9 protein-coding genes and 2 pseudogenes are annotated in these 12,016 nt (G+C 73.8%); 7 read left to right on the forward strand and 4 right to left on the reverse strand.

Features of this window, described 5'->3' with window-relative positions:
- Positions 1 to 500 precede the first annotated feature (500 nt).
- From FMEAI12_RS24730 to FMEAI12_RS24740, 3 genes are all read left to right on the forward strand, one after another.
- The gene (locus FMEAI12_RS24730; protein ID WP_071064404.1) at positions 501 to 1,184 is read left to right on the forward strand and encodes a SnoaL-like polyketide cyclase; all 684 of its coding nucleotides are present in this window, start codon (positions 501 to 503) and stop codon (positions 1,182 to 1,184) included.
- Positions 1,185 to 1,638: 454 nt separating this feature from the next.
- The gene (locus FMEAI12_RS24735) at positions 1,639 to 2,250 is read left to right on the forward strand and encodes a sigma-70 family RNA polymerase sigma factor (RefSeq protein WP_020461724.1); all 612 of its coding nucleotides are present in this window, start codon (positions 1,639 to 1,641) and stop codon (positions 2,248 to 2,250) included.
- On the forward strand, positions 2,247 to 3,125 hold the full coding sequence (locus FMEAI12_RS24740) for an anti-sigma factor (protein WP_112108028.1): 879 nt from the start codon (positions 2,247 to 2,249) through the stop codon (positions 3,123 to 3,125). Before FMEAI12_RS24735 ends, FMEAI12_RS24740 begins: the two co-directional genes overlap by 4 nt.
- A 28-nt stretch (positions 3,126 to 3,153) precedes the next feature.
- Here FMEAI12_RS24740 and FMEAI12_RS24745 read toward each other — a convergent pair whose 3' ends face one another.
- Positions 3,154 to 5,613 carry a PAS domain-containing protein gene (locus tag FMEAI12_RS24745; RefSeq protein ID WP_112108035.1) on the reverse strand — a complete coding sequence of 820 codons (2,460 nt, stop codon included), beginning with the start codon at positions 5,611 to 5,613 and terminating at the stop codon, positions 3,154 to 3,156.
- A gap of 262 nt (positions 5,614 to 5,875) precedes the next feature.
- Here FMEAI12_RS24745 and FMEAI12_RS24750 point away from each other — a divergent pair, with 262 nt between their 5' ends.
- Complete coding sequence (locus tag FMEAI12_RS24750) at positions 5,876 to 6,811, forward strand: aminotransferase class IV family protein (protein ID WP_112108029.1); 936 nt, start codon at positions 5,876 to 5,878, stop codon at positions 6,809 to 6,811.
- 28 nt (positions 6,812 to 6,839) lie between these two features.
- A complete protein-coding gene (larC, locus tag FMEAI12_RS24755) occupies positions 6,840 to 8,141 on the forward strand; it encodes a nickel pincer cofactor biosynthesis protein LarC (protein ID WP_112108030.1) in 1,302 nt (433 codons plus the stop codon).
- A gap of 575 nt (positions 8,142 to 8,716) precedes the next feature.
- Here larC and FMEAI12_RS24760 read toward each other — a convergent pair.
- Positions 8,717 to 8,923 (reverse strand): hypothetical protein, encoded by a 207-nt coding sequence (locus tag FMEAI12_RS24760; protein ID WP_020572307.1) that lies wholly within the window; start codon positions 8,921 to 8,923, stop codon positions 8,717 to 8,719.
- Between the two features lie 551 nt (positions 8,924 to 9,474).
- Between FMEAI12_RS24760 and FMEAI12_RS24765 the strand changes: the two genes are divergently transcribed.
- Together FMEAI12_RS24765 and FMEAI12_RS24770 are read left to right on the forward strand one after the other, a co-directional pair.
- On the forward strand, positions 9,475 to 10,575 hold the full coding sequence (locus FMEAI12_RS24765) for an NAD-dependent epimerase/dehydratase family protein (protein ID WP_235014439.1): 1,101 nt from the start codon (positions 9,475 to 9,477) through the stop codon (positions 10,573 to 10,575).
- Positions 10,576 to 10,656: 81 nt separating this feature from the next.
- Positions 10,657 to 11,658: a YihY/virulence factor BrkB family protein gene (locus tag FMEAI12_RS24770; protein ID WP_112108032.1), complete on the forward strand. Its 1,002-nt coding sequence runs from the start codon at positions 10,657 to 10,659 to the stop codon at positions 11,656 to 11,658.
- Between the two features lie 117 nt (positions 11,659 to 11,775).
- Here the strand turns inward: FMEAI12_RS24770 and FMEAI12_RS24775 are convergent.
- A pseudogene (locus FMEAI12_RS24775) lies at positions 11,776 to 11,856 on the reverse strand (IS5/IS1182 family transposase); the annotation flags it as partial.
- Between the two features lie 27 nt (positions 11,857 to 11,883).
- A pseudogene (locus FMEAI12_RS24780) lies at positions 11,884 to 12,016 on the reverse strand (MerR family transcriptional regulator); the annotation flags it as partial.

The following is a 12,016-nucleotide window of genomic DNA, read 5'->3' on the forward strand; positions in this document are numbered from 1 at the left end:
GGTAGGCGCAGTGTCGCGGCCTCGTCCGGGGTGGGCATTGCGTCTGATCGTCGGGCTTCCAGGTTCGGCCGGAGGCGACGCGGTCAGCGGCGAACGCGACCAGGTCGGTGTCCCGCCACTTCGCCCTGTCGTACCGGCCAGATCCTGACCTTCCTGGACGAACCCAATCCCGTGGCTGCCCCAGGCCGGCCCCGGCTGTCGCGGGACCGGGGTGGGCGGAAGGCTCGGGTTGGCTCGGGCGAGCCGCGGGGCGGGACCGAACGTCCGTCCGGCCGGGACCTTCGTCGTTGCTCCGGCGACAAATGATTCGGGCCTGGCGGGTTCCGTACCGACCAGACTCGAGATGCGCAGGCCTGACGGCACCATCGACCGTCCAACTGTCACCGACAGTGTGCGCCCACGACCCCCAGCCGCCCTTGGCCGCCACGGGGGGTTGTGCCGTCCGGCGACTGCGCGGCCGCCCGAACAGGCGAATGCATCGGACCATGGAGGACGACACGGTGAGCGAAGACAGCACGGCTGGTACGACTCCGCTGCACCTGCGCGGCCGCGACGCGGTCATCGCCGCCTCCACCGACGCACGGTGGCGCGACGGGGCCCCGCCGGACTACCGCTTCTCCCGCGAGGTGATGCCCGGGGAGCGCACCGTCCACCACACGCCCGGCTCCCTCGCCGACGTCGTCGAGCAGCTCGTGCAGGTGTTCGAGATGGAGCTCTCCTACAAGAGCGACCCCGCCCAGTGGGTCAGCATGGTCAGCGACCGGATCCGGGTCAGCATGAACGGAGGACCGGCGGCGGACAGCGCCGAGCTCGCCGAGCGGGGCAGCTACAACGTCCTGATCGGCGAGAACCCCTACTACTCGGCCGCCGCGGAGACCTTCGAGTCCTCCCATGAGACCTTCCACCGGGCGTTCCCGGGCGGGTTCTTCTGGGAGGTCCTCGAGGTGTACTCACCGCCGCCCGTGATCGCCTTCAAGTGGCGGCACTGGGGTACCTTCGACGGCCCCTACCAGGGGCACCAGCCGACCGGGGAGCGGATGGAGCTGTTCGGCGTCACGGTCGCCCGCTGCGCGCCGGACCTGCGCCTACTCGCGGTGGAGAACTTCTACGACAACACCACGTTCCTGGGACGTCTCGCCGGTGCCGACGGACCGGGGACGGGCGGTCACCCGGGAAGCGCCTGACAAGCCCGTTTCGCAACGAGATCGACGACGGTGGGTCCGTCCGGGCCGGGCGTCGGGTGCCCTGCGAAGCGCCGCGACCGGCTGTGGTTCGTGGTGGCCGCGGGCGTGTGGTGGGCGCGGGAGCGGGGACTCCGGTGGTGGCCGACGCGAGAAGTATTCATGTCGGCCCAGCCGTTATGCACGGCGGGGGGAACCGCGGCGGTTCAGTGAGAGCCTGGACTCACTGGACGGCCACGCATCGCCCGGCGGCGGAGCCTGCCGTGCATAACAGCTCGTTTCCGCGTGATCCGCGGCTGCCGCAGGATCCCTCGTGGGGTTGGACGATCGGCCCCGGGCAGTTGGGGCGGGGAGTGGAACGAGCCGTAAGGGACGAGAATGTTCGCGCCGGACCGATCCGCGAGGTCCGCGGCGACGAACCCCGGTCGAGTCATTGGTGACGACGCGATGGGGAGTCATGGAAGCCGACCAGATCCAGGCGGCGGCGCTGCGCGCCCTGCCCGGTACCGGGGACGGCGTTTGCGGGCCGACCCCGGAGACGCTACTGGCCCGCACGGGCCGCGGGGACACCGACGCGTTCGGTGCCCTCTACGACCAGCTCGCCGCACGCGTGTACGGACTCGTGCGCCGGGTCGTGCGCGACCCGGCGCAGGCCGAGGAGGTCACCCAGGAGGTCTTCGTCGGGGTGTGGCAGGAGGCGCCGCGGTTCGACCCCGCCCGCGGCAGTGTCACCGGGTGGGTCTCGACGATGGCGCACCGCCGCGCGGTCGACCGGGTCCGCTCCGTCGAGGCCCAGCGGGCGCGGGACGTCCGGGTCGCGGCCCGGTCCACCGCGCGGCCGCACGACCAGGTCGCCGAGCAGGTCGAGACCAGGCTGGAGCACGAGCGGATCCGCGGCTGCCTGGGCGACCTGACGGCCACCCAGCGCGAGTCGATCACACTCGCCTACTACTCCGGTTACACCTACCGCGAAGTCGCCGAACTGCTCGAACTACCCGTCGGCACGGTCAAGACCCGGATGCGTGACGGGCTGAGCCGGCTGTCGGACTGCATGGGGGGCCGGTCTTGACCGCCAACGCACACTCACTCGTCGCTGCCCGGGCGCTCGACGCCGTCGACCAGGCCGACGCCGCGCTCGTCGACGCCCACCTGGAGCAGTGCGAGTTCTGCGCCGACGAGCTCGTCCGCCTCTCGGCGGCTACGGAGCATCTCGCGGCGATCGCCGCCGAGCAGCCACCGCCGGGCCTGCGGGCGGACATCCTCGCCGTGATCGGGATGACGCCGCAGTTCCGCCCGCGCGTTCCCACGGACCGGGCCGCGCCACCCACCGGCCGACCTGATCAGACCGGTCAGCACGACGGATCCGCCCGGCTCGGCCAGGCCGGGCTCGGCCGTGCTCGGCCCACCCCCGGTCTGCCCGGCCGGGGTCGGCAGGGCGGCCCCGCCGGGCGGCGCCGACGTCCGGGCGCACGTCACGCGCTGGTCGGGGTCGCCGCCGCCGCCGTCCTCGCGGCGGGAGCCGCCCTGGGGACCGTCACCATCAACCAGCGGGCCGAGCTCGCCGACACACGCGCCCAGGTCACCGACGCCCAGGCCCTCGCGGCCTCCGCGCTCACCGTGGCCGACTCTGCACCGGTCGCCGGGGGCGGCCAGCTGACCATGGCGAACGCCGGCAACCTGGCGGTCGTCTCCGCGCGCGACCTGCCGCCGCTCGATGCCGGGAAGGTCTACCAGCTGTGGCTGCTCGGGCCGGCGGGAGCGCGCTCCGCCGGGCTGACGGCCGGTAACTCCAGGTCCGCCGACTGGGTCGTCGGCAACGTGGGCGACGCGGAGAAGGTCGCGCTCACCGTCGAACCCGCCGGCGGGTCAGCGCAGCCCACCACGGATCCCGTCGGCGCCGTCGCGCTCAAGGCCCACCAGAGCGCTGGACGCAAACAGGGCTAGGCAGCCGGGCCGACAGGCCGGGACGGGATCAGGCGCCTACCGGTGTCGGCTGGAGTTTGAAGATCGTGCGACGGATGTCGTCGATGGTGGAGTCGAGTCCGGTGATGGCCGCGTTCAGGCGGGCCGCGGTCACGTCGCCGACGGCCCGCGTGAGCGACTGCAGGTGCAGGCCGATCGCGAAGAGCCGTTGGATGACGAGATCGTGCAGGTCCCGGGCGATGCGCTCGCGGTCCTCGAAGACCGCGAACCGGGCGCGCTCGCGGTGTGCCTCGGCCAGTTGGAGGGCCAGGGCGGCGTCGTTCGCGAATGCTCCGGCCAGCTCGGGGTCGTTCCCGGCGAACGGGACGCCCTCGGTGCTGTTGCCCAGGACCAGCGCGCCGAGGGGCTTGTCCGCGACGACCAGCGGGATGACCAGCGCCTCGCGAAGCCGCGGATCCGGCGGGATCGGCGGCGCCACCGCCATCGGGCCGTCCGGTCCCTTCGCCGCGGACCCGTCCGGCGGGCCCGCGGCCGCCGCCCGCCCCGACCCCGACCCCGACGCGGGGGCGGGGGCGGGGGCGGTCGGCGATGCTGCCGCGGGGATGTTTCCGCGTGGTTCCGGCCGGGCTTCGGTGGGTCCGGTCAGGGCGACCGGGCCGCTCCAGGCGTCGGTCGCGTCGAGATCACCCACGTGCACGGGACGTCCGGCCAGGAACTCGGGACGGTTCTCGGCCGCGTCGAGTGCGAGCGCGAGGCTGTGCAGGGTTTCCGGGTCGGAGTGGCGGTGGGGGGCCGAGTCGACCTCGGTGGCGACCAGGTTGCCCGCCTCGTCGGGTAGTGCCACGGCGCCGACGTCCGCCGAGGTGACGCCGCGGGCGAGCGAGGCGAGCAGCATGAGGGCCTGCTGGGACTGGCCGGCCACCAGCGCGCCGGCGGTGATCTCCGCGCTGGCCGCCAGCCACGCGCGGCCGCGCTGGGCCTCCTCGTAGAGCTGCCGCGACCGGCGCTCGGCGCGGTCCCGGTCGATCGCCGCGCCGAGGATGTTCGCCACGGACTGGAGGAAGCGTGCCTCCTCCCCGGTGAAGCGGCGCGAACGCGTGCTGGCCGCGGCCAGCACGCCGAACGGTGACCGGGCCGAGCCGATCCGGGCCGCGAGCGCCGCCTGCGCGCCTCCGGCGTCGGACCACCCGCTGCGCAGGTGTGGACGGGTTCCGAGGTCGTTCGCCACGACGGGCTCGTCGACGCCGAGCGCGAGGTGGACGAGTGAGCTCGCTTCGGCCGCCAGCGTGCCGGTCAGGTAGATCGGGCCGGTGCCGAGCTGCGTGGACGCGGTCGGCACCGACGGGTCGGTCAGGCGCGCGAGGTGCCCGGGATCGGACGCACCGGCACCCGGCCCGCCAGCACCACCGGCGGCGCTGGTGGATGAACCGTTGGCGGATCCGTCGGGCAGACCGGCGCGCTCGGGACCGTCGGCCAGGCTCGCCCGGTCGCCGGCGGGTTCGCGGCGGATCACGTCGCAGACGGCGACGTCCAGGGTGGTGGTGACCAGACCGACCGCCTCGACGAGCAGGGTCGGGATGTCGAGATCTGCCAGCGCGCGCTGCCCGAGCCGGGCGAGCCCGGCCTGCTGGCGCTCGGCCCGGCGCAGGTCGGTGATGTCGGACAGGACGAGCGCGGCCATCTCCTCACCGCCCTGGTCGAACGGGATCACCGAGGCGCGCAGCGCCCGGCCGGTGCCCCGCTCGCCCGCCAGCTCGAGGTCGCCGAGCTGTGCCCGACGGGTGCGCAGGGCGAGCGCGACCAGGCCCCAGTCGCCACCGAGGGAGCGTGTCTGCCAGTCAGCGGGGTGCAGCAGCTCGACCAGCCGGTCGAGCGGGTCCCCGGGAAGCAGCTGCGCGCCGACCAGGCGGTCGACGACCGGCGAGCCGCGGCGCAGCCGCAGGTCGCGGTCGTAGACGGCGACGCCCGTCGGCAGCTCTTCGGGATCGGTGCCTGCGGTGATCAGTTCCAGCAGCGTGGCGTGCTCCCCGACCGCCTCGGCGCCGAGCCGGGAGTCGGTGACGTCGAGGATCGTGCCGGTGTTGCCGAGCACCTCACCGGACGGGCCGCGCAGCACGTTCGCGCGGATCTGTACCTGCCGGTAGCCGCCGTGGCGGGTGCGGTAGCGGGTCTCGTGGTGGCAGTGGTCGGCGCCGCCGCGCACCACGCCCATGAACAGCGCGGTCGTGTACTCGACCTCGTCGGGGTGGACGTAGTCGAGGAAGCGGGCGCCCAGGCTCGGGCCGACGTCGTAGCCGGTGAGGGTGGTCCAGGCCCGGTTCAGGTAGGTCCAGCGGCCCTCCGCGTCGGTGCGGAACACCACCTCGCTCAGGCTGTCGAGGAGGTTCGCCGCGGACGTCTCCGCGGCCGCCGCCCGGCCCGGACCGCTGCGTGACCAGGGCCGGGTCGTCGGGTCGGCATGGCTTGTCTCGGACGTCACCGGGCCCCCATCCATCACGGCTGCGATCATCACCCGCGCCCCGGCCGGGGGCACGGGCGATCTTCCTAGGACTGACACCGTACGCGGTGCGGGTGACCGCCGCTGCTGGAACAACATCCTCCCCGGAGCGCTTCGCCGGCCCTCATCCGGGGGACCGTTCCCCCAGCCGCAGCCTTGTATCCGCAACGACTTCGGCAGCTGCCGGCGCAATCCTCGCGCCCGGGCGGGGGACCGCCGGCGGATCCCTGCGGCGCCCGCCGAAAGCCCGATCCGGCGCGGAGAGATCGCTACCGTGGGTTCCGTGGACATGACACCGCTGACGCACGTCGAGGTCGACGGCCACCCCGCGGGCGTGGACGACCTGCGCCACCTCGCCCTGGCCAACGACGGCCACCTCACGACGATGCAGGTCCGGGCCGGCCGGGTCCGGGGGCTGGCACTGCACCTGCGTCGGCTGGACCGCGCCAACCAGGAGCTCTACGGCACCTACCTGGACGGCGGCCTGGTCCGCGACCGGATCCGGCACGCGCTGGCGACCACCCCGGCCCCGCACGGCCCGGCGGAGAGCGGCGACGCGACCGTGCGGACGGTGGTCTTTCCCACCGGAACGGGGTCGGTCTCGATCCTGGTCTCGATCGGCCCGCCGGCCGAGCCCGCCGCCGGCCCGCTGCGGCTGTGCTCGCTGCGCTACCAGCGGCCGTTCCCGCACATCAAGCACGTCGGCAGCTTCGGGCAGATCCACTTCGGCCGGCTGGCCCGCGGGCGCGGCTTCGACGACGCGCTGCTCGTCACCGGGGAGGGCCTGGTCTGCGAGACCACCGTCGCCAACATCGGTTTCGTCACCGCGGCGCCGGCCAGGGTGATCTGGCCGGACGGCCCGTCGCTGGTCGGCGTCACCATGGCGCTGCTCGACGAGCGGCTGCGCCCCGGGGCCACCGCCGAGCCTGTCGCACATCAAGTCCCCGCCGCCGCGGCCGCGGTGACGGCGCCCGACACCGCCACCATCGTGCCCGCCGCCGCGGCCGGAGAGGAGCGCGGCCCGCTCCTCGAGTCCCGACGGGAGCCGGTACGGCTGGCGGACGTCGGCCACTTCCGGGCCGCCTTCGTCGCCAACGCACGGGGGATCGTGCCCGTCGACCGGATCGACACCACACCGGTCCCGGTGAACGAGACGGTGCTGGCCGCGCTGCGCCGCGCCTACGCCTCGGTGCCCTGGGACGAGATCTGACCGTCGGCCGCCGGGCGATGATGGGGGCATGACAGGCAACACGTCCACCGGGGTCGTCGGCTGGCTCGACGCGACCGGCGGGATCAGCGGCGACATGCTCCTCGGTGCCTGCCTGGACGCCGGGGTCGACCTGGCCGTGCTGCGGGCCGCCGTCGCGGCGCTGCGCCTGCCCGACGAGGTGCGGCTGGACGCGCGGACTGTGCAGCGCGGAGGGCTGCGGGCGTCCCAGGTTCTGGTGCGGTGCGCGCCGAGCCCGCACGCGCGCGGGCTCGCCGACATCCTCGGGCTGCTGGATGCCGCCGACCTCGACCCGGTCGTACGGGCCCGGGCCGCGGACGTGTTCCGCGCGCTGGGGGCCGCCGAGGCGCGGGTGCACGGTCGTCCCATCGAGCAGGTGCACTTCCACGAGGTCGGCGCGCTCGACAGCCTGGCGGACGTCGTCGGCGCCGTCGCCGGCCTGCACGCGCTCGGGATCGACCGGCTCGTGTGCAGCCCGATCTCGCTGGGCGGCGGTCGGATCAGCGCGGCGCACGGGGCCATCCCGTTGCCCGGGCCGGCCGTCCTGGAGCTGCTGCGGGCGGCCGGGGCGCCGGCGTCGGGCGGCCCGGTGGAGACCGAGCTGGCGACGCCGACCGGGGTGGCGCTCGCCGTCACGCTCGCCGAGGAGTTCGGTCCGATGCCGCTCATGCGCACCACGTCGATCGGGCTGGGCGCCGGCGGGCGGGATCTCGACGGGCATCCGAACGTGACCCGGCTGGTCGTCGGCCGGGCCGATCTGGCGGGGCCGGCGGCGGCGCACGGGGCCCGCCACGGCGACAGCGTCGTGCTGGAGACGAACGTCGACGACCTGGACCCGCGGCTGTGGCCGTCGACGCTGCGGGCGCTGCTCGCCGGCGGCGCGGCGGACGCCTGGCTGACCCCGATCCTGATGAAGAAGGGCCGGCCCGCGCACGTCCTGTCGGTGCTGTGCGAGCCCGCCGCGGCCGACCGGCTGCGGCAGGTGATCTTCAGCCACACGACGTCGATCGGGGTCCGCGAGCACACGGTGACGAAGTCCGCGCTGGCCCGCCGCGAGCTGCGGGTGGCGGTGGCGGGCGGGGAGGTGCGGGTGAAGATCGCCTCGTCTCGCGGTGCCGTCGTCAACGCCTCGGTGGAGTACGACGACGTGGTCGCGGTGGCGGCGACGGCCGGGCTACCCCCGAAGGTGGTCCTGGACCTGGCCCGGGCGGAGGCCGTGCGGGCCCACTCCCCCGCAGCCCCTGGGAACGAGTTTCCGACGGTCGAGCACCCCGGGGCCCACGGGCACGGCCGGCCGGGTCAGCCGGGCTGACGTCCCGGCGGCTCGCCCGGCCCTGTTGATCCGTCCGAACTGATCACCCGGCCCGGCGGATCGCCGATCGCGAGGTCGGCGATCCGCCGCGGGGCGCCAGGTCAGACGGGGCTCAGCGGTGCTGGCCCGAGGTTCCGTGCTGGCGGGGCTGCGTGGGCCGGCGGCGGGCCGGCCGGGTGCGCGGGCCGTCGTGGGGCCGCGTCCGCACGGCGGCTGCGGGGACGGGAGCGGGAGCCGCGGGCTCCAGATCCATGTCCTCCGGCGCCGCCGGCGCGAGGCGCCCGAAGTCCGGCGCGTGGAAGGGGTGGTTCGTCGGCGGCGGAGGCGCCTGCCGACGCAGCGGCCGTACCGGCTCCGCTGCCGAGAAGAGAGGGAGCGAGATCGTGTCGATGAGAGGTCACGCTTTCGGATGGGGTCGCCGTGACGAACGGCGAGACGGGCAGAAAAAGATCATGAAGTGTCACCGTCGGGCGGACACGCCCTCCGGTGGCGACGCGCCTCTTCGGGGCCGCCTGTGTTCCCGCGCGCGGGAACCGTCCCGCGGCGTGCAGGCGCCTGTTCGCGCCCGCACGGCCTCAGAGGTGGGACATCCCCTCGAACGGGCTCGGTATGCGTTCCTGCCGGGACCCGAAGTCGACGAGGACGGCGGCCGTACCCTCGACCCGGGTTACCCGGCCGAGCCCGTACGCGTCGTGTACGACCCGGTCGCCCTCAGCGAACTGAGGACACGGCGGGATCACGGGAGCCTTGAACGGACTGGTGGGCAGATGGCGTCTGGGCACCGCTGACTGGCTCATCACCGCAAGTATGCAACGGCAGGGCGAGGCAGGCAGCTCGCAGGGTCCGCCACGCGGGCGGTTGACGCTCCGCCGGGGCCATGCCCGGGCCTGACCTGGGGGTACATTGCCGCACCATCCGTCCATTAGCCCCGGCTTACCCGGGATGTACTGACACCGGACGTGATCGTGCAGGCAGTCCGCTGTACTCAACGGTACGCCCCCGCGGGCCGGAGCGTCGAGGACGGGCAGCCGGCCGGGATGCGAGTTGTCACGTCAGCGCATGGACCGGCTGACGCAACTCACTGGCCCCGCCCCCAGCAGGGAGGACTGCGCGGGGGCACCAGCCCGACGCTGCCCACCCGACCCGCCACCCATCACGATCAGTCAATTGCGGTGTGTTGGCGACGGGCCGCCTACCTGCCGCGCGGCGGCCGGTCCCACCACGTTTCGCACGCTCGTGAGCGGCGATCCTGGCGGTGCGGCCAATCCGAGCGAGGTTCCGCCGCATGCCCCAGGGCGGTGGGACACGTCGTCCTGCGCCGAGGAGTTCGCCTGTGAGCACATCCCCATCCACATCCACCACCGGAACGTCCGCCACCGGGCGCGGCGCCGTCGTCGTCGTGGTGGGCGCGTCGGGCAACGTCGGGACGAGCGTCCTGACGGCCCTGGCCCGCTCGCCCGCGATCGCCCGTATCACCGGTGTCGCCCGCAGACCACCTCGCTGGACTGCGGAGAAGACCACCTGGGTGCCGGCCGACGTTGCCCGCGACGACCTGCTCCCCGTGTTCGCCGGCGCCGACGTGGTCATCCATCTCGCGTGGCTGTTCCAACCCACACACGATCCGACGGCGACCTGGCAGGCCAACGTCCTCGGCGGCATCCGGGTGTTCGACGCGGCGGCGCGGGCGGGTGTGCCGGCTCTCGTGTGTGCCTCGTCGGTCGGCGCGTACTCCCCCGGACCGAAGGATCGCACCGTCGACGAGACCTGGCCGACCCACGGCTGGCCAGGCGCGGCCTACACCCGGGAGAAGGCCTACGTCGAGCGTGTCCTCGACGCCTTCGAGCTCGATCATCCGGCGATGCGGGTGGTCCGGCTCCGGCCGGGGTTCGTCTTCAAACGGCGGGCGGCCAGCCGGCAACGCCGCCCGTTCGCGGGGCCGCTCCTGCCCGGCGGGCTGGTTCGGGCCGCCACGGTACCCGTGGTTCCCGATCTCGCCGGGCTGAGATTCCAGGTCGTCCATTCCGAGGACGTGGGCGAGGCCTACCGGCTCGCCGCCGAGCGGACCGTTCGCGGGGCCTTCAACATCGCGGCCGAGCCCGTGGTCGACAGCCGGACCCTCGCCGAGGCCCTCAGCGCCCGCGCCGTACGGGTACCGGCGGGGGCGGCCCGCGCCGCGCTCGCGGCGGCCTGGCGCCTGCATCTGGTGCCTGCCACCCCAGGGCTTCTCGACGCCGTCCTGCACCTGCCCCTCATGGACACCACCCGCGCCAGGACGGAACTGGGCTGGACGCCCCGGCACGACTCCCACGCCGCCCTCCGCAGCCTCCTCACGGGGCTGCGGGAAGGCGCCGGAGGGGACACCGCCGCCCTCGCACCAGACACCCCCGCGGGCCGTCTGCGGGAGATCCGTACCGGCGTGGGCAGGCACGCCTGACAAGCCGACCACGCGCCGGGAGGGCTGGATACCGGCACGGAGGAGAGGATTTGCGGGCGCCGCAGCGGCTAAGCATCGGTCATGGCTGCGATCTGGAGACGGCACCGGCGGGATGAGGAGCCGGACCGGCTTCACGAGCTGCGTCCGCGTTCCTGGTTCGCGGTGCTGCGGCGCACGGTCAAGGAGTTCAAGGACGACGAGCTGCCGGACCGGGCGGCCGCGCTCACCTACTACGGTGTTCTGGCGATCTTCCCGGCGCTGCTGGTCCTGGTGTCGCTGCTCGGCGTGGTCGGGAGGTCCGCGACCGACAGCATCCTGACCAACATGGAACAGCTCACTCCCGGGTCCGCCAGGGACATCCTGCGGAACGCGGTGAACGGCATCCGCGACACGGCCGGCGCCGGTGGGATCCTGGCCGTCGTCGGCCTGGCCGGTGCCCTGTGGTCCGCCTCCGGTTACATCGCCGCGTTCATCCGCGCCGCGAACGTCGTCTACGACATTCCCGAAGGGCGTCCGGCGTGGAAGGTCCTGCCGTTGAGACTGGCCGTGACGGTGATGCTCATGGTGCTGCTCGCGGCGAGCGCGGTCATCGTCGTGTTCTCCGGCGGCCTCGCCGACCAGGCGGGGAAGGCGCTCGCCCTGGGCAGCGCGGCACTGACGGCCTGGTCCTACGCGAAGTGGCCGGTACTCGTCCTGCTCGTGATCCTCATGATCGCCCTGCTGTACTGGTCCGCGCCCAACGTGCGGGTGCGCGGCTTCCGCTGGCTGACGCCGGGCAGTGCCCTGGCCGTCGTCATCTGGCTCGCGGCGTCCGGGGGCTTCGCGTTGTACGTCGCGAACTTCGGCTCCTACAACAAGACCTACGGAACCCTCGCCGGAGTCATCATCTTCCTGGTCTGGCTATGGCTGTCCAACCTGGCGATCCTGCTCGGCCTGGAGTTCGACGCCGAGATCGCCCGGGAACGCGCCGTCGCCGGCGGCCTGCCCGCGGACGAGGAGCCGTACGCCGAACCCCGCGACACCCACACCTGGCCCCACCGGCCACGCCGCTCCCGCCGACACGTCGGTCAGCGAACCACCTGACGGAGCCGACGGCGACGAGTGCCACGCCGCGACCCGGTAGCAATGCCCACCCGGCCAGGGCAGGCCGAGCGCGAGGGTGCCGCCCAGCCCTGATCCTCGGGAGCCCGCCATCGAGGTGATCCCGAGCCCGGCCGCGAGCTGGGTGTGGGTGAGCCCGAAGCGCAGGTGCGCCGGCACCAGCAGGGCCTGTCGATCTGCCTGTCAGGGGGTCTCGGCGGGCGGTGGCTAGCTGGTTGTCAGTTGGCGTGATTGCTGGTTGAGCCGCTGGGCTTCGGCGAGTTGGTCTTCGAGGATGACGATGCGGCAGGCGGCGTCGATCGCGGTGCCCTGATCGACGAGTTCACGGACGCGGGCGGCG

Source organism: Parafrankia sp. Ea1.12, from assembly GCF_900465275.1.
Classification (GTDB): Bacteria; Actinomycetota; Actinomycetes; order Frankiales; family Frankiaceae; genus Parafrankia; species Parafrankia soli.